Origin of the sequence: Streptomyces sp. NPDC050743 (genome assembly GCF_044456925.1) — a bacterium.
GTDB lineage: Bacteria > Actinomycetota > Actinomycetes > Streptomycetales > Streptomycetaceae > Streptomyces.
Genome location: NZ_JBITGJ010000020.1, coordinates 62,595 through 85,542, shown reverse-complemented (window position 1 = coordinate 85,542; position 22,948 = coordinate 62,595). Strand labels below are relative to the sequence as shown.

The following is a 22,948-nucleotide window of genomic DNA, read 5'->3' as shown; positions in this document are numbered from 1 at the left end:
GAATGATGGCATCAGGCTGCGCTGCGCAGTCGTACCCGCACCACCGAAGGATGACCCTCCCGATGACGGCCGCCCCTGGTTCCGCCCCGCCCCTCCCCGCCCAGGCCGACGCCCAGCGCTCGGCCTGGCGGCGTGTCCGCGGCTCCATGACCCGGCAGGAGTGGATCAGGGTCGGTTCGATGGCCGCCTTCGTGCTCGCCCTGCACGTCGTCGGCTGGGGCACCCTGGTGGGGATCATCGCCCCCCAGCACTTCAGCGTCGGCAAGGAGTCCTTCGGCATCGGCATCGGCGTGACCGCCTACACCCTGGGCATGCGGCACGCCTTCGACGCCGACCACATCGCGGCGATCGACAACACCACCCGCAAGCTCATGGGCGAGGGACAGCGCCCGCTGTCGGTCGGCTTCTGGTTCTCCCTCGGCCACTCCAGCATCGTCTTCGGCCTCTCCCTGCTGCTCTCGCTCGGCATGAAGACCCTGGCCGGACCGGTCCGCGACGACGGCTCGCACCTGCACGAGGTGACCGGCCTGATCGGTACGACGGTCTCCGGCACCTTCCTCTACCTCATCGCCGGCATCAACCTCGTCATCCTGGCCGGCATATGGAAGGTCTTCCGGCAGATGCGGTCCGGCGCCTACGACGAGGCCGCGCTGGAGACGCAGCTGAACAACCGCGGCTTCATGAACCGCCTGCTGGGCCGGGTCACCGGCTCGATCGCCAAGCCGTGGCAGATGTACCCGCTGGGCCTGCTGTTCGGCCTCGGCTTCGACACCGCGACGGAGATCGCCCTGCTGGTCCTCGCCGGCTCGGGCGCCGCCTCCGGCCTGCCCTGGTACGCGATCCTCTGCCTGCCCGTCCTCTTCGCGGCCGGTATGTCGCTGCTGGACACCATCGACGGCTCATTCATGAACTTCGCCTACGAGTGGGCGTTCTCCAAGCCGGTCCGCAAGGTCTACTACAACCTCACCATCACCGGCCTGTCCGTCGCTGTCGCCCTCGTCATCGGCACGGTCGAACTCCTCGGCCTGCTCGCCGACAGGCTCGACCTGCACGGCGCCTTCTGGGACTGGATCTCCGGCCTCGACCTCAACACCGTCGGCTTCGTCATCGTCGGCCTGTTCTTCGCCACCTGGGCGATCGCCCTGGTGGTGTGGAAGGCGGGCCGCATCGAGGAGAAGTGGACGGAAGGCCTGGCCACGGCGGAGCAGCCGGGGTCCTGACCCCGACCTCGCCAGGTCAGTGCAGCAGCAGGGACCCCAGCCCCAGCAGGAGAAGCACGGCTCCCACGCAGCCCAGCTGGAGCCGCATCGATCCGAAGCTCCGCCACGGCGTCCGCCACGGGGGCCGGTGACGGTCGGTGAACAAGACATCCGCCCAGTCCCACACCCGTACCGAGACACCGCGGTAGTCGAAGGCCACCATGAGCAAGGCGATGCCGATGATCACCGACAGTACGCCACGCAGCACCACCGCCGTGCCCTTCCTCCCCGCTGATCGAGACCCGCATGATCGCACCGTCCGTCCGTTCGCGCACGGGCGGGGTTAGCACCGCGCTTCCGGGAAACGCGGACCGGACCGCCCGCGAGTCCAGAGGGAGGCGACCATGAGCGACCAGCAGTCCGAGCAGACCCCGATGGCGGACGACGCCTACCAGCCCACCGGAACCAACGAGGAACAGGAGGACGCCGGTCCCCTGGACCTCCAGGACGCGGTCGACGAGCGCACCTACGACGACGTCCTCGACGAGGGCTACTCCCCGCCGGAACGCCCCCTGGCCGTCACCAAGCAGGGCACCACCGCGGCCGAGCAGCACGCGGGGGAGACCCTGGACGAACGTCTCGGCCAGGAGGTCCCGGACGTGACCGCGCCACCGGGCGACGGCGTCGGCGACCTGCCCGGCGGTGAGGGCGAGCCGGTCGACCCCGAGGCCGGCGAGGCCCGGGCGGGCCGCCTGGTCGCCCCGGACGAGGGCGCGCACACGCACACCGTGAAGGAGGAGATCGCGCGGGACGTGGGCATCGACGGGGGAGCGGCGGGCGCCGAGGAAGCGGCCGTTCACGTGGTGGACGAGGAAACCTGAGCCTCTGGGCGGACGGGCCCGGTCCAACCCCTGGGGTGCGGGGAATGCATGAGCAGCCACCCCCGACCCCGCACCCGGCGACGAACCGGCACCCAGACGGCGCTACCCCAACCGGTCCACCTGGCGGAGCCGATTCGTCGCGTCCAGCGCGGCGACCTTGTACGACTCGGCCAGCGTCGGATAGTTGAACACCGCGTCGACCAGGTAGTCCACCGTCCCCCCGCAGCCCATCACCGACTGCCCGATGTGAATCAACTCCGTCGCGCCGGAGCCGAAGCAGTGCACACCGAGCAGCGTCCGGTCCACGGGCGAGACCAGCAGCTTCAGCATGCCGTGCGAGTCCCCGATGATCTGCCCGCGGGCCAGCTCCCGGTAGCGGGCCACGCCCACCTCGAACGGCACCCGGTCCTCGGTCAGCTGGTCCTCGGTCCGCCCCACGAAGCTGATCTCGGGGATCGTGTAGATCCCGATCGGCTGCAGATGGTGCATCCGCCCCACCGGCTCCCCGCACGCGTGGTACGCGGCGGCCCGGCCCTGCTCCATCGAGGTCGCCGCGAGCGCCGGGAAGCCGATGACGTCACCGACCGCGTAGATGTGCGGGACGTCGGTGCGGTAGTTCTCGTCCACCTTGATCCGGCCGCGCGCGTCCGCCGCCAACCCCGCCTTGTCCAGGTCGAGTTCGTCGGTGAGGCCCTGCCGGCCCGCCGAGTACATCACCGTGTCCGCGGGTATCTTCTTGCCGCTCTCCAGCACGGTCAGCGTGCCCCGCGGATGGCGTTCGACGGCGGCCACGGTCTCGCCGAACCGGAAGGTGACCGCCAGGTCCCGCAGGTGGTACTTGAGCGACTCCACGATCTCCACGTCGCACAGGTCCAGCATCCCGGGACGCTTCTCCACCACCGTCACCTTGCTGCCCAGCGCGGCGAACATGGAGGCGTACTCCATGCCGATCACGCCGGCACCCACGATCACCATGGACCGCGGCACCCGCTCCAGCGAGAGCACGTTGTCGGAGTCCATGATCGTCCGCCCGTCGAACTCGACCGTGCCCGGGCGGGCCGGCCGGGTGCCGGTGGCGATCACGATGTGCCCGGCGCTCAGGCGCCGTTCCCGGCCGGAGACCTCGGACAGCGCGACGGTGTGCGGGTCGGCGAAGCGGGCCGTGCCGGAGTACACGGTCACCTGGTTGCGGGAGAGCTGATTGCGCACGACGTCCACCTCGCGGCCGACCACGTGCCGGGTGCGCGCGGTCAGATCGGCGACGGTGATGTCGTCCTTCAGCCGGTAGCTCTGCCCGTACAGATCGCGCTGGGAGAGACCGGTCAGGTACAGCACCGCCTCGCGCAGGGTCTTGGAAGGGATGGTTCCGGTGTGCAGGGAGACCCCGCCGAGCATGTCGGGGCGGTCGACGACGGCGACCCGGCGGCCCAGCTTGGCCGCGGCGATGGCGGCCTTCTGACCGCCGGGTCCGGATCCGATGACGAGCATGTCGAAGTCGAAGTCGGGCACCCTCGGGAGTCTGTCAGTCCACCGGCCCGCTCCGGAAGGGATCGCCGCCGTCGAAATCCCTTGAACGGCGCGGGAGTTTCCGTCGGCGTCCGCCCTCCTCGCCGCGCCGGAGCCCCGGGAGGACAATGACGCCATGGGCCAGCGATCCGGCGATGTGAGCCGCCCCGCCCGGCTGGCCGGTCCCGGCGAGGGGATCGGTGCCGACGAACTCGCGCTCGCCACCCGTAACCACGGTCTGCCCCTGGAGGCGCTGCGGCACGACGTCACCCCGCCCGGACTGCACTACGTCCTCACGCACTACGACATCCCGTACGTGCCGGACGCCGGTGCCTGGCGGCTGACCGTCGACGGCCGGGTGCGCACCCCGCTCGACCTGTCTCTCGCCGACCTGCTGTCGTTCCCGCAGGTCACCACCCGGGTGACCCTGGAGTGCGCGGGCAACGGCCGGGCCCTGCTCACCCCCCGGCCGGTCAGCCAGCCCTGGCTGGTGGAGGCGGTCGGCACCGCCGACTGGACCGGAGTGCCGCTCCGGCTGCTGCTCGCCGAGGCGGGCGCGGACCCGGCGGCCGCCGACGTCGTCTTCACCGGCGCCGATCACGGAGTCGAGCGGGGCGTCGAGCAGGACTACCAGCGTGCCCTGCCCCTGGCCGTCGCGGCCGGCGACGATCCGGCGGTTCTGGTCGCCACCGCGATGAACGGCGCGCCGCTGCCCCCGCAGCACGGCCGGCCGCTCCGGCTGGTCGTGCCCGGCTGGTACGGCATGGCGCACGTGAAGTGGCTGCGCTCGGTCACCGTCAGCGACGTACCGTTCACGGGCTTCCAGCACGCGGTCGCCTACCGGATGCGGCGCAGCGCCGACGAGGAGGGCGAACCGGTCACCCGGATCGCGCCGCGCGCGCTGCTCGTGCCGCCCGGCTGTCCCGACTTCATGTCCCGCACACGGGTGGTGCGGCCCGGGCCGGTGAGGCTGTTCGGCCGCGCCTGGTCCGGGCAGGCGCCCGTTACCTCCGTGGAGGTCAGCACGGACGGTGGCGCCCACTGGGCGCGTGCCGTTCTCGACCCGGTCGTGGACGGGCAGCGATGGGCGTGGCGGGCCTGGCACCACGACTGGGACGCGGTGCCGGGCGAGTACGCGCTGGGCGCGCGGGCGACCGATGCCGTCGGCGGCACCCAGCCCCTTGAGCAGCGCTGGAACCGCGGCGGCTTCGCCAACAACGCCGTGCACTGGCTGAGCGTGCTGTGTGCGGCCGACGCCCACGCGCCATAAGGGGCTTGCGTGGTGCGGCGGGGCGCGGGTCGTGCGTGGTCGATCGCGCCCCGCGGCGGAGCCGCATGTCGCATACGGCCCCGCGCCCCTGCGAGTCGGCTGTTCCGCCCCCGTTGAAAAGGAGCCCTTGTTGTCCCCGGACCGCCCTACGGCATCAGCCTCTCGATGGCTGTCGGGCCCTCCTTCTCCATCTTGCGGCGGGCCCAGTCGAGGTTCTTCGGTGTGACGTCCCTGCCCGCCGCCATCACCAGATCCTCCGGGGTGACATCCCTGGGGGGTGCGGAGTGGAGCAGGGCGTCCGGGGTGCAGTGGTCGTCGGACGACCGGGACTCGTCGGGTGTCATCGTCGACATGATGCCTCCTCCTCGGTCCGGATGACCGCATCCGTGCCGGTGCCGCCGAACGGGGCACACTCTCACCATTCCCCGCAGCGCCTTCCCGCGCCACCGGAGAGCACTCCCTCCTAAGCTGAAGACATCTCGCACCGCTCACCGGGAGGCCGCAGATGGCCGAGACCCCGTTTCCCGAGGACGTCCACCCCAGTTCCCGCTACCTGCCCATCGCCGACCACGGACTCATCGGCGACCTGCGCAGCGTGGCCCTGGTCGGCACGAACGGCACGATCGACTGGTACTGCACTCCGTCCTTCGACTCCCCCAGCGTCTTCGCGGCCATCCTCGACGCCGAGCGCGGCGGCTGCTTCGAGCTGGCCGCCGCCGCACCCGCGCGTACCAAGCAGTTCTACTTCCCCGACACCAACGTACTGATCACCCGGTTCTTCACCGACGACGGCGTCGGCGAGGTGCAGGACTTCATGCCGGTCACCTCCGACAGCGCGGCCGGCACGGGAGAGGCGGGCCGGCACCGGCTGATCCGGCGCGTGGTCTGCGTCCGCGGCACCGTGCCCTTCCGGGCGCTGGTCGCCCCGCGGTTCGACTACGGCGGGGCCCCGCACACCCTGCGCACCATGGGCGGCACCGTCGTCTTCGAGTCCACCGAGGGGTCCCTGGCGCTGATCTCCACGGTCGACCTGGAGTGCGACGACCGGGACGCGCGCGCCGACTTCAAGCTCGGCGAGGGCGAGTCGGCGGTGTTCGCCCTCGACCAGGCCGGCGAGGCGGTGGCCCCCCGCGGCTGCGCCCACGCCGAGGCCGAGCACCAGTTCAACGCCACCGTCGACTACTGGCGGCGCTGGCTGCACCAGTCCCGCTACCGGGGCCGCTGGCGCGAGATGGTGCACCGCTCCGCGCTGACCCTGAAACTGCTCACCTACGCGCCCACCGGCGCCATCGTCGCCGCCCCCACCACCAGCCTGCCCGAGCAGCTCGGCGGCGAGCGGAACTGGGACTACCGGTACGTGTGGGTGCGGGACGCCGCCTTCGCCGTGTACGCGCTGCTGCGGCTCGGTTTCGCCGGGGAGGCCGAGGCGTTCATGTGCTTCCTGACCACGCACGTCAGCCCCTGCGAGGGCGCCGAGGTCGCGCCGCTGCAGATCATGTACGGCATCGACGGCCGCCCCGACCTGCCCGAGCGCGAGCTGCCGCACCTGGAGGGCCATCAGGGCTCCGCCCCGGTCCGGGTCGGCAACGCCGCCGCCGGCCAGCTCCAGCTGGACATCTACGGCGCCCTGATCGACTCGATCTACCTGTACGACAAGTGGGCGCAGCCGATCTCCAGCCACCAGTGGGACGACGTGTCCCACCTGGTCGACTGGGTCTGCACACACTGGGACCAGCCCGACGAGGGCGTGTGGGAGACCCGGGGCGGCCGCAAGAACTTCCTGTACTCGCGGCTGATGTGCTGGGTCGCGATCGAGCGGGCCATCCGCCTCGCCAACCGGCGCGGACTGCCCGCCGATCACCGGCGCTGGCGGCAGGCCCGCGACACGATCTACCGGCGGATCATGGACCGCGGCTGGTCGGAGGGGCGCGGTGCCTTCGTGCAGTATGAGGGCGGCGACGTACTGGACGCCTCCCTACTGATGATGCCGCTCGCCAAGTTCATCGCCCCCACCGACCCCAAGTGGCTGTCCACCCTGGACGCCCTCACCGAGGACCTGGTCTCCGACTCCCTCGTCTACCGCTACGACCCGCAGGCCAGCCCCGACGGACTGCGCGGCGACGAGGGCACCTTCTCCATCTGCTCCTTCTGGTACGTGGAGGCGCTGGTGCGGGCCGGCCGGCTCGACGAGGCCCGGCTGGCCTTCGAGAAGATGCTCACCTACGCCAACCACCTCGGGCTGTACGCGGAGGAGATCGGCCGTACCGGCGAACAACAGGGGAACTTCCCGCAGGCGTTCACCCACCTGTCCCTGATCAGCGCCGCGTTCAACCTCGACCGCGCCCTGGGCTGACCATGGGGCGGTGTGTCCGCAGGTCGTGGGGGTACCCGGGAGTCTCCGAAAGGAGAACGACGCAGGGTCGAAAGAAGGAGGAGACCCCGTATGACCAGCTCCAGTGAGACAGGTGGCATCACCGGTACCCGCGACAAGAACTACGACCTCATCTGGTACGTGGAAGCGTGCCTGGACAACGCCCTTCGCCTGGAGACGTACATCCAGGACGCCGAACGCGACGACGACCGAGAGCTCATGGACCTGTTCCACAAGGCTCAGTCCGACAGTCGCAAGGGCGCCGAGATGGGCAAGCAGCTGCTGCGCGAGCGGCTGAGCGCCTGATCGCCTCCTCCGCTCAGGCGAACCGGGAACTCGGGACGGGCCCGGCGGACCGTACGCGCGCCCGGTCGCCGCGCAGCCAGGTGCCCCTGACGGCACCGGCGAACGCGGCGAACGGCGCGTCGTCGTCCGCCGGGCCCCCGCCGTCCCCCGGATCGGCGCCGGGGTCGGCGGCCGTCACCTCGGCGGCGATCTCCGCCTCCGGGCGGTCGTCCGCGGGGCCCCGTTCGACGCCGCCGCCCGCGCCCTGACGCAGCTGCTCGCCCCAGGGCGGCACCACCGACTGGTGCAGCAGGCCCACGCTGTCCGCGGTGATCGCGGGCGGGTCCGTCCAGCAGCTCGCGTGCGCGTGCAGCACCTGCCCAGGCACGCGCTCGAAGAGCTGCCCGACGATCTGCGGGCCGCCGTCGTGCGCCGCCAGGCCGTCGAGGTCGTAGGCGACGACCACGGTGTCCGTCCGTCCGGGCGCGAACGGCTCGGCCGGCAGGTCCAGCACCTCGGCCGCGGCGAGGCCGAGGATCCGTGAGTCCCGGTCGGGCAGCAGTGACACCGACCGGGGCCGCACTTCGGCCGCCTCCAGCAGGGTGCGCAGTCGCAGCAGCCCGCGCAGACAGGTGTCGGGAGTGTCCTGCAGCCAGGCGTAGCGGCCGTTCATGCCCGCGCCGAAGCCGTACGGCGACAGGGTCCCGAGGACCGTGCCGGCGGTCACGTACTGCCAGCCGCGCAGATCGGTCAGGTCGAGCGAGGACACCCGCTCGGCGTCGGTCGCGCGCTTCAGCACCCGGTTCTGCCGGTCCCGCGCCGGCTGCCACTGCGCGTCCTCGGGGTCGGTCAGCAGCGCGTGCTGGCGCCGGGCCAGCTCCAGGTCGCCCGCCAGCACGGCGTTGAACACCAGCAGATAGCGGTCCGGCCAGTCCTTGAACACCCCTTCGTGCCGGGCGAGTTCGGTGACCGCCTCACGGTGCCGGCCCTCGTCCTCGTACGCCGACACCAGCTCCCGCAGGACGACAAGCGAACCGCCGCCTCGGCGCAGCGCCTCGCGGAGCGCCGGGATCGCCAGGTGGGACACGCCGCGTTCGACGCACGCGTACCCGAAGTCGAAAAGCGCCCCGGGGCGGCCGGGGTCGGCGGCGAGAGCCGCGGCGGCCTTCGCGAGGTCGTCGAAGCCCGCCGCTGCCGCGGCCCGCCGCACCACCAGGGCCACCTCGGCGAGCGGCTGCTCCTCACCGGCCGCCCGCAACTGCCGCAGCGCACCGGGCACGTCCCCCGAGTCCAGGCACTCCCAGGCCTTGAGCAGATCGGGGGACTTCGGGCGGCGATTCCTGCGTGAGAACATGCCGGAGATCATCACCCGCCGAATGACGTGTCCTCAACACAATTCCCGCGGAGATCTACGGCAGCGGCTGCTCCGCCCAGATGATCTTGCCGTCGGGGGTGTAGCGGGTGCCCCAGCGCTCGGCGAGCTGCGCGACCAGGAACAGACCCCTACCGCCCTCGTCGGTGGTCGCCGCGTACCGCAGATGCGGCGAGGTCGTGCTGCAGTCGGACACCTCGCAGATCAGCGTGCGGTCGCGCAGCAGCCGTACCCGGATCGGGCCGCGCCCGTAGCGGATGGCGTTGGTGACCAGCTCGCTCAGGATCAGCTCCGTGGTGAAGTCCAGCTCCTCCAGGCCCCACTCGGCGAGCCGCCGGGTCACCGCGGACCGCACCTCGGACACCGCCGCCGGGTCGGACGGCACCGGCCACTCGGCGACCCGGTCGGCGCCCAGCACCCGGGTCAGGGCGACGATCAGCGCCACGTCGTCGCTCGGCCGGGGCGGCAGCCGGTCCAGCACGGCCCGGCAGGTCTCCTCCGGCGAGCCGCCCGGCGTGTCGCGCAGAGCGCCGCTCAGCAGCTCCAGACCGACGTCGATGTCCCGCTCGCGGTCCTCCACCAGCCCGTCGGTGTACAGCACCAGCCTGCTGCCCTCCGCCAGCTCCAGCTCGGCCGTCTCGAACGGCAGCCCGCCAAGACCCAGCGGCGGCCCGGCCGGCACCTCCGGGAACTCCACCCGGCCGTCGGGGTGCACCAGCGCGGGCGGCGGATGGCCGGCCCGGGCGATGCCGCAGTGCCGTGAGACCGGGTCGTACACCGCGTACAGGCAGGTCGCGCCGGCGATCGCCGCGGAGCCGTCCGCGGCCGTCTCGTCCTGGTCGATCCGGCCCACCAACTCGTCCAGCAGACCGAGGAGTTCGTCCGGCGGCAGATCCAGCGCGGAGAAGTTGTGCACCGCCGTGCGCAGCCGGCCCATGGTGGCCGCCGCGTGCAGCCCGTGCCCCACCACGTCTCCCACCACCAGCGCCACCCGGGCACCGGACAGCGGCAGCACGTCGAACCAGTCGCCGCCCACCCCGGCCTGCGCCGGCAGATAGCGGTAGGCGATCTCCAGCGTGTCCTGCTCCGGCAGCGAGCGCGGCAGCAGACTGCGCTGCAGCGTGACCGCCATGCTGTGCTCGCGGGTGTACCGGCGGGCGTTGTCGATGGACACCGCCGCCCGCGCGACCAGCTCCTCGGCGAGCGCCAGCTCCTCGGAGTCGAACGGCTGCGGCTTCTGCGAACGCCAGAAGTTCGCCACGCCCAGCACCAGGTTGCCCGCCCGGAGCGGCACCGTGATCAGCGAGTGGATGCCGTACGCCAGGACCCGGCCGGTGCGCTCCGGGTCCTGCGCTCGCCAGCCGGGCGCGTCACGCAGCACGGGCTCCAGGACCGACTGCCCGGTGGTCAGACTGCGCGCCTGCGGCGAGGTGGCCACGAACCGGATCCGCTCGCCGACCGGATACAACGGCGAGTCCTTGCGGATGCCGGCACAGGCGGCGCGGCGCAGCGCGGTGCCCGGCTTGGGCTCCTCGCCGTGCAGCACCGCGTCGAACAGGTCCACGGTCACGAAGTCCGCGAACCGGGGCACCGCCAGCTCGGCCAGCTCCTCGGCGGTACGGGCCACGTCCAGGCTGGTGCCGATGCCCACCCCGGCGTCGTACAGCATGTTCAGCCGCTCGCGCGCCACCTCCGCCCGGCCGGACAGCGCGCGCAGCTCGGTGGAGTCGCGCAGCGTGGTGACACTGCCGGCCGGGCCGCCGCGCACATCGGTGGGCCGCTGGTTGATCGCCAGCAGCCGGTCCTTGACCAGATGCACCTCGTCCGTGGCCACCCGGCCCGAGGCCAGCAGCGCCGCCGTCTCGTCGTCCAGGCCCAGCTCCAGCACGCTGCGCCGCTCGGCGTCCGCGGGCAGGTCCAGCAGCCGGTGCGCCTCGTCGTTGGCGAGCACCAGCCGGCCCCCGTCGCCGACGATCAGCACACCCTCCCGGACCGCGTGCAGCACCGCGTCGTGGTGCTCGTACATCCGGGTCATCTCGTACGGCCCCAGGCCGTGCGTCTGGCGCAGCAGGCGTCTGCTGACCAGGGCCGTGCCCCCGGTGGCCAGCGCGAGCGCCACCGCCGCCGCCGCGAGCAGCAGGGGCAACTGCTCGTGGGCGGCACCGCCCACGTGCGCGGTGGTGACACCAGCCGACACCAGGCCCACCACCTTGCCCGCCGCGTCCTTCACGGGCACCACCACCTGCACCAGCGGGCCTATGGTGCCGTTGACGTGCTCGACGACCGTGCCGCCGGCCTGCGCGGGGGCGATCGTGCCGACGAACTTCTTGCCGATGCGGTCGGGTTTGGGGTGCGTGTAGCGGATGCCGTCGGTGTTCATCACGACGACGAAGTCCACGCCGGTCGCCTTGCGCGTGGCCTCCGCCTTCGGCTGGAGGATGGCCGTGGGGTCCGGGGCGCGCAGCGCGGCCGCCGTGCCCGGCGCGTTCGCGAACGACTGGGCGACGGCGAGGGAGCGGTTCTGTGCCGCCATGTCGCTGTCGCGCCGCACCTGGAGCACCTGTGCCACCACGGCCGCGACGACCAGCAGCAGCACGATCACCACCTGGAGTACGAACACCTGTCCGGCGACGCTGCGCCCGGTCACCGCCGACCGCAGCGCCCCGCGCCCGCCGCCGTTCCCGTCCGAGCCGTGCGGCCCCGGCACCTTCGATGCGCGCGGCACCCCGGAACGTCGGGGCGGCCGGGTCGCGTTCCGGCCGGGCAGTCGCACCATGTGCCCATGTCTACACTGCCCGGCCCGGTCCGGCGAGACCGTCACCCGAGGTGGTGGCCGCCGTTCGGAGGGGGCTGTGTCCGCTCACCGGAGGCGTACGGGGACCGAACGGCGGGCGGCCAGCAGCAGCGCGACGTCGTCGGGGCGGTTGGTGGCATGCCGGGCGGTGGCCGTGAGCCGGTCGGCGACCCCGGCCAGCGACCGTCCGCCCCGGCGGCCCGCGGCGGCACCCGCCCGGGCGAGCGCCATCCGCAGCGCGTCGATGCCTTCGTCGATGTCCGCCCCCGGCCGCTCCACCAGCCCGTCCGTGTACAGGGCGAGGATCGCATCCGGCTCCAGCACCAGCTCGGCCACCGGGTACCAGGCGCACGGATCCACCCCGAGGACGACACCGCCCGGAACGTCCAGCAGCCGGGTCCGGCCGTCGGCGGAGCGCAGCAGCGGCTGCGGATGTCCCGCCCGGGCGATCCGGGCACGGCCCGTCGCGGGCTCCAGCCGCAGGTAGCAGCAGCTGGCGAACTGACCCGGATCGAGGTCGATCAGCAGGTGGTTGGTACCGCACAGCACCTCGTCGGGTGGCCGGTCGCCGAGCGCGAACGCCCGTACGGCGCTGCGCAGCTGCCCCATCGTGGCCGCCGCCTGCACCCCGTGCCCCTGCACATCACCGATCACCAGCGCCAGCCCGTCACCGGCCTCGACCACGTCGTACCAGTCGCCGCCCACGTCCATGCCCTGCGTGCCCGGCAGATACCGGCCCGCCGTCTCCACCTGCGGATGCGTCGACAGCCGGCGGGGCAGCAGCGCCTGCTGCAGGCCGCGGGCGAGGGCCGCCTCGCTGTCGTAGCGCTGTGCCCGCTCCATGGCGTGCGCGATCAGCCCGGCGAGCGCGGTGAGGACCGTGCGCTCCTCGGCGCTGAAGCCGCGCGAGCGGTCGAAGCCGAGGATGCACGAGCCGACCGGCCGTCCGGAGGCGATCAGCGGCAGGAAGGCCCGGGCGCCCTCGTCGGCGTCCAGCGGGATGCCCGGGTAGGCGGCCGCCATTTGCTGCATCGACTCGAAGAACAGCGGCCGCCCCGTGGTCAGGCACTCCACGCCCGGCAATCGCGCGTCCAGGCCGATCCCCTCGAACGGATCGAGGAACCCCTGCGGGAAGCCCGTCTCCCAGGCGAGATAGAAATGCCGTTCCTGGAGCAGGTAGATGGCGAGGCAGCCGCCGCCGAACGCGGGCAGCAGCTCCCGCACCACCACCGCCGACACCTGCCGGGCGGTCACCGCGTCCGTCAGCGCGATGGCCAGGGCGATCGGCCGGTACAGCGGCGCCATCGAGCCGCCGACCGTCACCGTGTCCTCCAGGACGTGCTCCTCGACGGCCGGCCCGGCCGGCGGATCCATCCGGCTGGCCGGGACGATCGTGCAGCTCAGCAGGTCCTCGCTGCGATGCACCGACACGGCGAGCCAGTCCCCCGCGGCGGGCTCGCCGGATTCCCCGGCCGGCCGGTGCACATGGAAGTGCACCGGACCCGGGGACAGCAGCGCGCCGCGCAGATGGTCGTCGTACGGCGCACCGGCCAGCCACGGCATCGCCTCCCACAGCGAGCGCCCGAGCAGCCACTCCCGGTCCCGGCCGGCGAGCCGGGCCGCGGCCTCGTTGACGTACACGATCAGTCCCAGCCGGTCCAGGCAGAACACCCCCTGCGGGAGCAGGTCGGCCGCGCCGTCCGCGGACTCGGCGGGCCCCGGCGCGACCACCACTGCGCCGACCTGCTCCCCGGCACCGCCCTCGGCGGCCGGCCACACGTCCAGCAGCCGCGGCGTGCCGTCCCCCGCCCGCAGGGCCAGCGGCGCGGCGGGCGGCTTCCCGGCCGCGGCGTCGCGCAGCGCGGTCAGGACGAGATGCGCGTCGTGCGGGGCCAGGGCGTCCGCGAGCGCCGTGTCCGTGCCCTCGAAGGCGCCGGGCGACAGCCCGAGAAGTGCATGCAGCCGGCCGTCCGCGCGCACCACGCCGGTCCCTGGATCCCAGTGGAACCGCGCCACGACGGTCTGCGCGGGCCGGCTCGCGGGCGGCCGTACGCACAGTGGCTCAGCGTCCCAGACCACCGCGGCCGGGTCGCCGTCGGCGAGGCCGAGCAGCTCGGCGCCCAGGCCTTCGGCGAGCCTGGCGAGCAGCTCCCGGTCCAGCAGCTCGTCCGCGGTGTCCGTCACCACGGGGCGCAGCACCATGAGCACCCCCAGCGGTTCGCTCCCGCCCGGCACCGGCACGTGCACCGACCCGAACGGGAACGGCAGGCTCGCCGCGAACTGCGGATACCGGCGCGCCGTCTCGGCGGCGTTCGCCAGCACCACGGGTACGCCGAGGCGGTAGGCGTCGGCGACGGGGAGGGGGCGGCCGACGTGCAGTCGCCACCAGGGCCGGAACAGCGGTCCGGGCAGCCCCGCCAGCGCCGCGAGGCGCAGCTGGCCCGGGGTGCCGGAGCGCAGGTACACGGCCGCCACCCGGCCGCCGCCCGCGCCGAGCGCACCAGTCGAGGTGTCGGCCAGCAGCGCGGCCAGCCGGGCCCGCGTACGGACCGCCTGCTCGCCACCGCTCCCAGTCATCGCCCCTACCTCGTCCCGTGCGCCCTCGGGTGGATGACACAGCAAGAATGCGCCCGGAGGACCGTGCGACGCACCTGCTACGCGCGGGAAACAGGGAGGCCGACGGGAAGCTGCTCGCCGGGGCAGCCGCTCACCGGCCGCCGGCCATGCCCGCCGCGAGGACGCGGACCGGCTCAGCCCGCCGGTCCTGCCGGTCCCGCACGGCCCGGCTCCGGGCTCGCGGCGGGCACCGGGCGCAGCACCAGATGACCGTCCAGCCGGTCGGCCGCCATGGCGAACGGGAAGCGGTCCGCCTCCAGGCACATCGCCACGTCCTCGGGATGGACACCGGCCCAGCCGCGCCGCGCGCCGTCGGCGAGCCGTTCGGCGGCGTCGGAGCGCCGTGCCCGTTCGAGGTAGGGCACGGCGTCCGCGTGGGCCGACCGGACGCGGTCGGCGATGTACTCGGCGCAGGCGAGATCCTCCTCGGCCCGGCCGCCGTCCCCGGTGACGACGAAGGTCACCGTCTCCGGCCGGGCCCGGCGCAGCACCTCGGCGGTCGCACCGGCCACCACGAAGCTCGCGCACAGCAGCAGCCCGGCGTCCGCCACGGCGAGCGCCCCGGCCGTACCGGCGGTGGTCTTCTGCACGACCGTACGGCCCCGCACGTCCAGCGAACGCAGCCGCGCGGGCGAGTTGGCCAGGTCGAACCCGGGTACCGGCTCGCCGTCCTGGAAGGCGAGCCAGCCCGGGTGACGGGCCTTCAGCTCCAGGGCCTCCCGCTGCGTACCGGCGAAGACGATCCGCTCGGCGCCGCGCCGGAACGCCCAGGCGGTCACGGTGAACGCCCGCATGACATCGACGACCACGGCCACGTCCGGAGCCGTCGGGGTACCGGGTATACCGGTGAACTCGGTCCGCATCACCCCATGATCGGGCCTGCGGCGGCCGTTCAGGGACCGGGCGGCAGCGGCCGGGCCGCGCGCAGGCTGCGCAGTGCGAGCAGCAGGACGGCGATGTCGTCCAGGTAGACGGGGTCGGGCAGCAGGTCGGTGGGGAGCAGCAGATAGGCGACCGCGCCCCAGAACACCCAGCGCGGGCCCGTCGGCAGCCCGGCCCGCCGCAGCGTGCGCCGGGCGCGCACCAGCCGTACCAGCAGGGCGAGGGCGACGGCGAGCAGCACCGCCGCGACGACGGCGCCGATCACCAGCAGGGTGGTGGTATCCATCCGGCTCCCTCCGGGCTTCGACAGGACGGCTACGACGACTTTCCGGATCCACTGTGACGGTTACGGCGGCGTCCCGCTCCCACTGTGCCGCCTACGAGGACCGCTCCGTGCCGTCGGCTCTCTCCGCGCTGCCGCTCTCCGCCGCGGGCTCGGGCGCCGCCGACGTGTCCGGTGCGGTGTTCGCCGAGTCCGGCGCAGGGTCCTGCGGGGCGGGCGTGGACTGCCGCCGGCCCTTGGCCGTGAACCTCAGCCGTTCGAACGTGCGGGTCAGCTGCTGCAGGGCCCCCGGTGTCCCGGACGTGGGCCGTTGCGGCGGAAGGGCGGGGGCGGGGAGGTCACGGTAGGCGGCGAGCGCCTCCAGGGCCTGCTCGGCTGCCTCCTTGTACAGGTCACGGGACCGGGTCATCGCCTCCAGCGCCTCCGCGTACCGGGCGACCAGCCGCCGTTCACGCTCCAGCTCCTCCTGGAGGGTCATCAGGGTCCAGTTCTCCCGCAGGTCGGTCAGCGCCTCCCCGATCTCCCGCGGCAACGGCCGGGTCAGGGCGGCGAAGTGCCGCAGGGCCGCGAAGAGTTCGGCGGGCTCCGCACCGTCGAGGAAGACACTGCGGACGGTGTGCTCACGGCTGTCGTAGCCCTCCGGAGCCGGTTCCGGGGGCAGCAGCACCGCGCCGCCGCGCGGCACCTCGACGCCGAGGTCCTTCAGCGCCCAGTTGACGGCGCGGAACTGGTGCGGCGCGGCCCGGTGCTCCACCACCCGGTGCCTGAGACCGGGCGGCAGCAGCCGGGTCAGCGGCAGCCTGCCCTGCTCGTCCGGGGTCATCGCCTCGTGCACGACCACGTTGAGGCACCACGCCTCGCGCGCCGCCTCCCGCAGCCTGCGCCGCATCTCCTTGTCGTCCGCGGGCAGCGCGTTGACCTGCCGCAGGCGCAGCCCGGTCACCGTGGCGTGGTGGTCCCAGGAGCCGTCGTCGCCGGCCGCGCCCTCGGGCCAGAACAGCGTCGCCGGCGAGGGCCATGCCTCGTCCCACGGGCGTTCCGCCTCCGCGACGAGCCGCCACTCGTGTCCCTGCCCGCGGCCCCCTTCCGTGACGAGGGTGAGCCGCGCCCGCACGGTCACCGTGCCGGCGACCCGCCAGCGCGCCTCGAACACCCGCCGGGCCGAGTCCTCGGGCACGGGAGGTTCGGCGAAGTCGTCGATGTCACCGCTCTCCTTGTGGCGGCGCAGGGTACGGCGGACGACCTCCTCGGGGTCGGGACCGGTATGGCGGCCACGGGCCGCCCAGAGGGTCTGCGGGATGGTGGGGCGGTCGGCGCTGGAGTTCGACATAAGCCAATCTGCTGATGGGGGCGGGTGCGCCTCCCAGTATCACCGCTCGCCCGGGTAGCACGTCGTCCGGGGCGGGCGGGCGGCGCGTGGCGGGGCCGGACGGCCCCGCGCACGGGGCGCGCGCCGTACACCCGGGGCGCGCGGGGCGCGCGTCGGGCGGCCGCCGTTCACCTGTGGTCGCGCCCTCGTACGGCGCCCACAATGGTCCGCCGAACGGGGTCCGCCCGCCCATCCGCTTAGGGGCGGGCCCCGTTCTCGGTTCCCGTGGCGATCTCTGCGTCGCTGGGCCCGCCGCGCGGCGAGCGTCGCGCCCGGCGGTGCCCTGCCCCTCGCCGCGCTCGGTCTGCTCCTGCCGGCCGCGCGCGTCGCCGCCGTCTCCCCCTGGCTCCGGTTGCCGGGGCCGCCCCATACACCGGCGGCGGCCTCGCCCAGACGGCCGCGCTCACCCTGCTGACCGTGCTGCCGGGAGTCGCCGGAGTCCGAGAACTCGCCCGCTGCTGAAGGGAGTTCTCCCGGGAGATGCGCCGTGGCCGGGCTGGTGCGGGAAGGCCCGGGGTGGCCGCTGACGGGGCAGTTCCTCGCGGAAGCCGGTGATGACCGAGCTGATCTGGCGCATCAGGACGGTGTCCGTCAGCCGGTCGCGGTAGAGGTTGGCGCGGGCCAGGGCGGGCAGGTCCACACAGAAGTACAGGCTCATCAGCGGGTTGACGAACAGCTCGCTGTTCCGGGTGCGTTCCGTGAACCGCACATCGCCGAAGTCACCGCGCACCGCGGCGGCGACGGACCCGTTCACGATGCTCGGGTGACCGGCGTGGCAGCGCTGGGCGTGGGCGACCGCGTCGGGACAGGCCGCGCCCTCGGCGCTCTCCCGAGGCAGCGAGAACGCGCCCAGGCAGCCGCCCGCACGGTCCAGGGCGGCCAGGTTCTCCAGCACCAGCGCATGGCTGACGCCGTGATAGGCGTCCACCCCGAAACCCAGGCAGGCCACCAGCCGGTGCGCAACCTCGTCGAGTCCCGCGACGGCGGCCAGGCTCGCCATGTCCTCCTCGGGCGTGCCGAGCCCGTGTTCGTCGCCCGCATCAGGATGTCCGTCCCACCGTCCACCAGCACCACCGCGTCGACCTCGCCCAGGTGCCCGGACAGTGCCCGGCAGGCGGCGCGGAGCGGCTCGACACCGGTGCGGGGAAAGGCGTACACGGTGTCCGGCAGGCCTTGTGTTTCCGGAGCCGTCGCGCGAGCGACCGCTCGGGGAAGTAGTCGCCGCGCAGTGGGGTGCCCGGGCGGACCGCGGCGACATCCGGTGCCACCCAGTGGCCGGGTCCGAGGCCGTACAGGTCGGCGAACGACAGGTTCGCCAGGTGGACCTCGCTGCCGGCCGACCGCAGAGCGAGCGCCAGGGGCAGCCCGGCATAGACGTCGAACCCGCCGCCCGCACCGGCGACGAGCACACGTCGGGCCTCACGCAGACGGGTGAAGAAGAGGGGCTCGCGGAGGGAGAACACCACAGGACCCTGACAGGGCCTTTTCCTGGGCTCATGCGGGATTCACCGGGCCGCAGCCGGAGGTTCCCCGGGGCGTGCACAGGGGCCGGCGCACCCGCGCCGGCCCCGCTCGTCGCTCCTCGCGTCCGGGACTTACGCCCCGCTCTCCCGCAGCATGTCCTCGCGCTCGACGATCTTCACGCGCTCACGGCCCTGCGGCTCGCCCAGCGCGCGCTCGGCGGCGTCCAGCTTGTACCAGCCCTCCCAGGTGGTGAAGCGGACCTCGCGCTCGGCGAGGAAGGCGTCCACCGCCTGCGGATCGGGCGAGGCCGGGGTGTGCAGCCGGCCGTTCGCGTAGTCGTCCAGCAGGTTGGCGACGGTCTCGTTGGCGTCGCCCTTGGTGTGGCCGATCAGACCGACAGGGCCGCGCCGGATCCAGCCAGTGACGTACGTGGACTGCAGGTGGGCGCCGCCCTCCTCGACGACCCGGCCGCCCTCGTCCGGGATCGTGCCCGAGTCGATGTCCCAGGGCAGCTTGGGCAGCTTCTCGGAGAGGTAGCCGACCGCACGGTAGACCGCGGTGACGTCCCAGTCCTTGAACTCGCCGGTGCCCTTGACGTTCCCGGTGCCGTCGAGGGCGGTGCGCTCGGTGCGCAGGCCGACGACATGGCCGTCCTCGCCGAGGATCTCCGCGGGGGACTCGAAGAAGTGCAGGAACAACTTGTGCGGACGGTCGCCGACGTCGCGGATCGCCCAGTTCTCCAGGGTCTTGGCCACCATGTCGGCCTGTTTGTTGCCGCGCCGGGTCTCGATCGAGCCCTCGTCGTAGTCGATGTCCTCGGGGTCGACGACGACCTCGATGTTCGGCGAGTGGTCCAGTTCCCGCAGCTCCATCGGGCTGAACTTCGCCTGGGCGGGGCCGCGCCGGCCGAAGACGTGGATCTCCACGGCCTTGTTGGCCTTCAGGCCGTCGTAGACGTTCGGCGGGATCTCGGTCGGCAGCAGTTCGTCCGCGGTCTTGGCGAGGATGCGGGCCACGTCAAGGGCCACGTTGCCGACGCCGAGCACGGCGACCTTCTCGGCCTGAAGCGGCCAGGTGCGGGAGACGTCCGGGTGGCCGTCGTACCAGGAGACGAAGTCGGCGGCGCCGTAGGAGCCGTCCAGGTCGATGCCGGGTATGGACAGCTCGCGGTCGGCCATCGCGCCGGTGGAGAAGATCACCGAGTCGTAGAAGGCGCGCAGGTCGTCCAGGCTGATGTCGGTCGGGTAGTCGACGTTGCCGAACAGCCGGACCTGCGGCTTGTCGAGCACCTGGTGCAGGGCGGTGACGATGCCCTTGATGCGCGGGTGGTCGGGGGCGACGCCGTACCGGATCAGGCCGAACGGGGCGGGCATCCGCTCGAAGAGGTCGATGGACACGCCGGGGTCGGCGGCCACCTCGGACTTGAGCAGGGCGTCGGCGGCGTAGATCCCGGCGGGGCCGGCTCCGACGATGGCTACCCGCAGGGGGCGCGGCATGATCAGGTTCCCTTCGCGTCTGAATGGGCGACTTGATCAGGAAGCCTAAACTAAGGCAGCCCTAAGTTGGTATGCGGGTCCTGTCTATGACCTCATAAGTGGATCTTATGACTCACCAAGAGCCGCCTTATGGTCCGGGGTGTTCCCCTCCAGCGGCCGGTGCCCGACGCTGTCCTGGGGCGGGAGGGAGCCTGCCCTCGGACGGGAGGAAGGCGGGGGCGAGCGTGGGCGGACACGCGGGGACGGCCGTGGCGGTGACCGGCGGCAGCGGATTCGTCGGCAGCCATCTGGTACGACGTCTGCTGGAACGGGACTACCGGGTCCACGCCACCGTACGGAACAAGGCCGATGCGGCCAAGGTCCGACCGCTGTGGGAGCTGCAGGAGGCGTTTCCCGGCCGGCTGCGGCTGTTCGAGGCCGACCTGCTGAAGGACGGCACCTTCGACGCGGCGTTCCGTGGCTGCGGGGTCGTCTTCCACGTGGCCTCACCGTTCCTGATGCCGGAGCGGATCAAGGACGGCCGACGGGACGTCGTGGACCCGGCGCTCCTGGGCACCCGCACCGTACTGGCGGCGATCGCGCGCACCCCGGAGGTGCGCACGCTGGTGTTCACGTCCACCGTGGGCGCGATCTTCGGCGACTACGCCGACGTGCTCGCGATGGACGGCCAAGTCCTCTCCGAGCGGTACTTCAACACCTCCAGCACCGTCGAGAACAACCCGTACCACTACGCCAAGACACTGGCGGAACGCGCCGCGTGGGAGGCCGAGGCGGCGCAGGACCGCTGGCGCATGGTATCGGTCAACCCCGGGCTGATCCTGGGACCCTCGTTCACCCCCGCGTCCGACTCCGGCAGCCTCTTCCTGCTGGACGAGCTGTTCCAGGGCTACTTCTGCTACGGCGCCCCGGACTTCAGCTTCACCACGGCGGACGTCCGGGACGTGGCCGACGCGCACATCGCCGCCGCCGAGAACCCGGCCGCGCGAGGCCGGTACATCGTGGCCGCCGAGACCATGACGTCGTTCCACGAGATGGCCCGCATCGTCCTCGCCCGCCACCCCCGCGACCTCCGGCTGCCGCGCACCAGGCTCCCGCACTGGCCGGTCCGCATCCTGGGCCCCGCCTTCGGCCTCACCCAGGACTACATCCGCAAGCACCTCGGGATCCGCTTCCGCGTCGACAACAGCCGCAGCATCGACGAACTCGGCCTGACCTACCGCCCGTTGGAGGAGACCCTGCTCGACCACTACGCGAGCCGGCGCGCACACCGGCGCCGCGGCTGAGCCCGGTCCCGGTCGTCCCCGGTCCGCGCACCGCTCAGGCGGGTCGCACGATCCGGTGGATCGCCGACTCCCCGGCGCCGTAGATCGACTCCTCCCGTATCGACGATCCCGGACCCGGCGCGTGCACCATCATGCCGCCGCCGACATGGAGGCCCACGTGCCGGTCGTCGTCGAAGAAGAGGACCAGATCGCCCGGCTCCATCCCGGCGAGGGTGACCGGCGCACCGGCGAGCGCCTGCTCGTACGCGGCCCGCGGCAGCGGGACCCCGGCGGCCTTCCAGGCGGCCTGGGTGAGGCTGGAGCAGTCGTACGAGTCCGGCCCGGTCGCACCCCACACACAGGGCTTGCCGATCTGCGCCCGAGCGAACGCGATGGCCTTCGCCGCCCGCACGGCCCGGGGCGATTCGGGGACGGCGGTGAGGAACGCCGCGGCGGGCACGGAGGCCTGGGTGACGGGCGAGACGTCCACGCCGGGCAACGCGGTCGCCGGCGCACCGGGTGCCGCCCATTCCGGCTGCTGCCACTGGCTGGTTGCGGGTTCTTGGGAGGCGGGCTGCGCGGGTGGCGTGAAGGGTACGGCTGCGGCGGGCGCGGGGGGTGCCGCGGTGACGGGAGCCGACGGCGCGGCTGTCTCCGGCATGGGCGCGGACGGCGTGGCCGGGACCGACGCCGGCGGTATGTCCACAAAGGATGCCGGTGGTGTCGCCGCCATGGCCGCGGCTTGAGCGGTCGCGGCGGCCGTGGTGAGCCGGGCGGTGTACCGGGTGATCACATCGCTCGCCGCGGCCAGCTTGCGCTGGTTGTTCGCCTTGGACGTGGCGGCGGAGGGGCGCCCCGGCGCGCTGGGCCCGGGCAGTGTCCTCGGTTCCTGGACCGGGGTGCCCTGCACGGCGGACAGTGCGGCCGCGGGGAGGACGGCGGTCTCGACGGGAGCGGGGTCGCCCGTTGGCGCGGTGCCGAGGCCGGCCGGGTACACCGGACCGAGGCCGGCCGCTTCCACCCGGCCGAGACCAGCCGGTACTCCACGCGGATCGGGACCGACCAGGGCGGCCGCGCCGGGCGGCGCCGCATCCGTCGCGCTCGCGCCGGGCGCACCTGTTCCGTCGGCAGTGGGCAACTCCGTATCAGCAGCAGGGAGTTCAAGGCGCCGTGGCCCGCCCAGGGCAGCGCGTGCGCTCTCCCTCGCCGCGAGGGCCAGGCTCTCCGGGTCCGTCGCCCGGCCGGCCGTCAGCTCGGCCACCGTGCGGTCGATGGCGCGCTCCAGGGCGGGCCGTCGAGCGGCCGGGCTCACGCCCAGGGCCTCCGGTGTGCCGCCCGGAAGGCCGCCGCGGTCCCGGGAGCGGCCCGTGGCCGTCGCCGGGCGGTCGCGGAGCCGGTCGGCGGGCAGTACGGCAGGGACGGTCGGGCCGAACTTGGCGCGTGCCCCGTCGAACCACTGCCGGGCGACCTCGTCGAGAGCGGGATCCGGCCGGCGCCCCGGGCGCTTGGCCAGCGGGACGCCCCGTGAGCGCGTCAACGAGGACATGGCCCGGGTCGCGTTGTAGTTCCCGGTCGCGTTCTCGGCCTGGTCGTAGAGGGAGTCGATCCGCTGCCGAACCTCGTCCTGCGCCACCTCGTCGCGGCTCTCCGGCGCCATGGAAGACACGCTCCTTCCTTGCCCCACAGGGCAGTTGGGCCGATGCGTCCGGTCCGTCGAGACCGGGCGGCCTCGCGTCAACCTAGCCAACGTGTGTACCTCGTGTGAAGGTTGAGGTGTGAAATGTCCGATACGTATTTGTGATGTTCGTGATGCTGTTCGAAGGGGAAAGGGTGGGTTCCATGTTTACCTGTGAGGTCCCGGTGAATCCGCGATTCTGTTGAACACACCGGTGCCGCCC

General features: G+C 73.0%; 17 protein-coding genes and 1 pseudogene. 6 read left to right on the top strand and 12 right to left on the bottom strand.

Annotated features, from left to right (window positions below; all coding sequences use genetic code 11):
- The first annotated feature begins 62 nt into the window (after nucleotides 1-62).
- Entirely contained in the window at nucleotides 63-1,220 is a 1,158-nt protein-coding gene (locus ACIBJF_RS20990) for a HoxN/HupN/NixA family nickel/cobalt transporter (protein ID WP_399175558.1), read from the top strand.
- A gap of 16 nt (nucleotides 1,221-1,236) precedes the next feature.
- Here the strand turns inward: ACIBJF_RS20990 and ACIBJF_RS20985 are convergent, their stop codons facing one another.
- A complete protein-coding gene (locus ACIBJF_RS20985; protein ID WP_399175556.1) occupies nucleotides 1,237-1,467 on the bottom strand; it encodes a hypothetical protein in 231 nt (76 codons plus the stop codon).
- 136 nt (nucleotides 1,468-1,603) lie between these two features.
- On the opposite strand from ACIBJF_RS20985, the gene ACIBJF_RS20980 reads away from it, so the two are divergent.
- Entirely contained in the window at nucleotides 1,604-2,080 is a 477-nt protein-coding gene (locus tag ACIBJF_RS20980) for a DUF5709 domain-containing protein (RefSeq protein WP_399175555.1), read from the top strand.
- A 102-nt stretch (nucleotides 2,081-2,182) separates the two neighbouring features.
- Here ACIBJF_RS20980 and sthA read toward each other — a convergent pair whose 3' ends face one another.
- Entirely contained in the window at nucleotides 2,183-3,568 is a 1,386-nt protein-coding gene (gene sthA, locus ACIBJF_RS20975) for a Si-specific NAD(P)(+) transhydrogenase (RefSeq protein ID WP_399175641.1), read from the bottom strand.
- 154 nt (nucleotides 3,569-3,722) lie between these two features.
- On the opposite strand from sthA, the gene ACIBJF_RS20970 reads away from it, so the two are divergent.
- Entirely contained in the window at nucleotides 3,723-4,856 is a 1,134-nt protein-coding gene (locus ACIBJF_RS20970) for a molybdopterin-dependent oxidoreductase (protein ID WP_399175553.1), read from the top strand.
- Nucleotides 4,857-5,002: 146 nt separating this feature from the next.
- On the opposite strand, the gene ACIBJF_RS20965 is transcribed toward ACIBJF_RS20970, so the two are convergent.
- Nucleotides 5,003-5,209 (bottom strand): hypothetical protein, encoded by a 207-nt coding sequence (locus tag ACIBJF_RS20965; protein WP_356311736.1) that lies wholly within the window; start codon nucleotides 5,207-5,209, stop codon nucleotides 5,003-5,005.
- A 152-nt stretch (nucleotides 5,210-5,361) separates the two neighbouring features.
- Here ACIBJF_RS20965 and ACIBJF_RS20960 point away from each other — a divergent pair, with 152 nt between their 5' ends.
- Together ACIBJF_RS20960 and ACIBJF_RS20955 are read left to right on the top strand one after the other, a co-directional pair.
- Nucleotides 5,362-7,209 (top strand): glycoside hydrolase family 15 protein, encoded by a 1,848-nt coding sequence (locus ACIBJF_RS20960; protein ID WP_399175551.1) that lies wholly within the window; start codon nucleotides 5,362-5,364, stop codon nucleotides 7,207-7,209.
- A 90-nt stretch (nucleotides 7,210-7,299) separates the two neighbouring features.
- Nucleotides 7,300-7,533, top strand: coding sequence for a hypothetical protein (locus ACIBJF_RS20955; RefSeq protein WP_399175549.1), 234 nt, complete (start codon nucleotides 7,300-7,302; stop codon nucleotides 7,531-7,533).
- 13 nt (nucleotides 7,534-7,546) lie between these two features.
- Here the strand turns inward: ACIBJF_RS20955 and ACIBJF_RS20950 are convergent, their stop codons facing one another.
- From ACIBJF_RS20950 to ACIBJF_RS20915, 8 genes and pseudogenes are all read right to left on the bottom strand, one after another.
- Complete coding sequence (locus tag ACIBJF_RS20950) at nucleotides 7,547-8,866, bottom strand: hypothetical protein (RefSeq protein ID WP_399175547.1); 1,320 nt, start codon at nucleotides 8,864-8,866, stop codon at nucleotides 7,547-7,549.
- Nucleotides 8,867-8,921: 55 nt separating this feature from the next.
- The gene (locus ACIBJF_RS20945) at nucleotides 8,922-11,660 is read right to left on the bottom strand and encodes a SpoIIE family protein phosphatase (RefSeq protein ID WP_399175546.1); all 2,739 of its coding nucleotides are present in this window, start codon (nucleotides 11,658-11,660) and stop codon (nucleotides 8,922-8,924) included.
- 84 nt (nucleotides 11,661-11,744) lie between these two features.
- Entirely contained in the window at nucleotides 11,745-14,255 is a 2,511-nt protein-coding gene (locus ACIBJF_RS20940) for a SpoIIE family protein phosphatase (RefSeq protein ID WP_399175544.1), read from the bottom strand.
- Between the two features lie 173 nt (nucleotides 14,256-14,428).
- Nucleotides 14,429-15,157: a 2-phosphosulfolactate phosphatase gene (locus ACIBJF_RS20935; protein ID WP_399175543.1), complete on the bottom strand. Its 729-nt coding sequence runs from the start codon at nucleotides 15,155-15,157 to the stop codon at nucleotides 14,429-14,431.
- Nucleotides 15,158-15,186: 29 nt separating this feature from the next.
- Complete coding sequence (locus ACIBJF_RS20930) at nucleotides 15,187-15,462, bottom strand: DUF1232 domain-containing protein (protein WP_399175541.1); 276 nt, start codon at nucleotides 15,460-15,462, stop codon at nucleotides 15,187-15,189.
- 91 nt (nucleotides 15,463-15,553) lie between these two features.
- Nucleotides 15,554-16,789, bottom strand: a complete 1,236-nt coding sequence (locus tag ACIBJF_RS20925) for a hypothetical protein (protein ID WP_399175539.1) — start codon at nucleotides 16,787-16,789, stop codon at nucleotides 15,554-15,556.
- A 538-nt stretch (nucleotides 16,790-17,327) separates the two neighbouring features.
- Nucleotides 17,328-18,291: pseudogene (locus tag ACIBJF_RS20920) on the bottom strand (DUF1152 domain-containing protein); the annotation flags it as partial.
- A gap of 132 nt (nucleotides 18,292-18,423) precedes the next feature.
- Entirely contained in the window at nucleotides 18,424-19,788 is a 1,365-nt protein-coding gene (locus tag ACIBJF_RS20915; protein ID WP_399175537.1) for an FAD-dependent oxidoreductase, read from the bottom strand.
- A 224-nt stretch (nucleotides 19,789-20,012) separates the two neighbouring features.
- Here ACIBJF_RS20915 and ACIBJF_RS20910 point away from each other — a divergent pair, with 224 nt between their 5' ends.
- Nucleotides 20,013-21,071 carry an NAD-dependent epimerase/dehydratase family protein gene (locus tag ACIBJF_RS20910; RefSeq protein ID WP_399175535.1) on the top strand — a complete coding sequence of 353 codons (1,059 nt, stop codon included), beginning with the start codon at nucleotides 20,013-20,015 and terminating at the stop codon, nucleotides 21,069-21,071.
- A gap of 34 nt (nucleotides 21,072-21,105) precedes the next feature.
- Here ACIBJF_RS20910 and ACIBJF_RS20905 read toward each other — a convergent pair whose 3' ends face one another.
- On the bottom strand, nucleotides 21,106-22,707 hold the full coding sequence (locus ACIBJF_RS20905) for an NlpC/P60 family protein (RefSeq protein ID WP_399175533.1): 1,602 nt from the start codon (nucleotides 22,705-22,707) through the stop codon (nucleotides 21,106-21,108).
- Nucleotides 22,708-22,948 lie beyond the last annotated feature (241 nt).

Coding starts and splice junctions, on each gene's coding strand:
- ACIBJF_RS20990 (WP_399175558.1), top strand. CDS start 63: ATGACGGCCGCCCCTGGTTCCGCCCCGCCCCTCCCCGCCCAGGCCGAC.
- ACIBJF_RS20980 (WP_399175555.1), top strand. CDS start 1,604: ATGAGCGACCAGCAGTCCGAGCAGACCCCGATGGCGGACGACGCCTAC.
- sthA (WP_399175641.1), bottom strand. CDS start 3,568: ATGCTCGTCATCGGATCCGGACCCGGCGGTCAGAAGGCCGCCATCGCC.
- ACIBJF_RS20970 (WP_399175553.1), top strand. CDS start 3,723: ATGGGCCAGCGATCCGGCGATGTGAGCCGCCCCGCCCGGCTGGCCGGT.
- ACIBJF_RS20965 (WP_356311736.1), bottom strand. CDS start 5,209: ATGTCGACGATGACACCCGACGAGTCCCGGTCGTCCGACGACCACTGC.
- ACIBJF_RS20960 (WP_399175551.1), top strand. CDS start 5,362: ATGGCCGAGACCCCGTTTCCCGAGGACGTCCACCCCAGTTCCCGCTAC.
- ACIBJF_RS20955 (WP_399175549.1), top strand. CDS start 7,300: ATGACCAGCTCCAGTGAGACAGGTGGCATCACCGGTACCCGCGACAAG.
- ACIBJF_RS20950 (WP_399175547.1), bottom strand. CDS start 8,866: ATGTTCTCACGCAGGAATCGCCGCCCGAAGTCCCCCGATCTGCTCAAG.
- ACIBJF_RS20945 (WP_399175546.1), bottom strand. CDS start 11,660: ATGGTGCGACTGCCCGGCCGGAACGCGACCCGGCCGCCCCGACGTTCC.
- ACIBJF_RS20940 (WP_399175544.1), bottom strand. CDS start 14,255: ATGACTGGGAGCGGTGGCGAGCAGGCGGTCCGTACGCGGGCCCGGCTG.
- ACIBJF_RS20935 (WP_399175543.1), bottom strand. CDS start 15,157: ATGCGGACCGAGTTCACCGGTATACCCGGTACCCCGACGGCTCCGGAC.
- ACIBJF_RS20930 (WP_399175541.1), bottom strand. CDS start 15,462: ATGGATACCACCACCCTGCTGGTGATCGGCGCCGTCGTCGCGGCGGTG.
- ACIBJF_RS20925 (WP_399175539.1), bottom strand. CDS start 16,789: ATGTCGAACTCCAGCGCCGACCGCCCCACCATCCCGCAGACCCTCTGG.
- ACIBJF_RS20915 (WP_399175537.1), bottom strand. CDS start 19,788: ATGCCGCGCCCCCTGCGGGTAGCCATCGTCGGAGCCGGCCCCGCCGGG.
- ACIBJF_RS20905 (WP_399175533.1), bottom strand. CDS start 22,707: ATGGCGCCGGAGAGCCGCGACGAGGTGGCGCAGGACGAGGTTCGGCAG.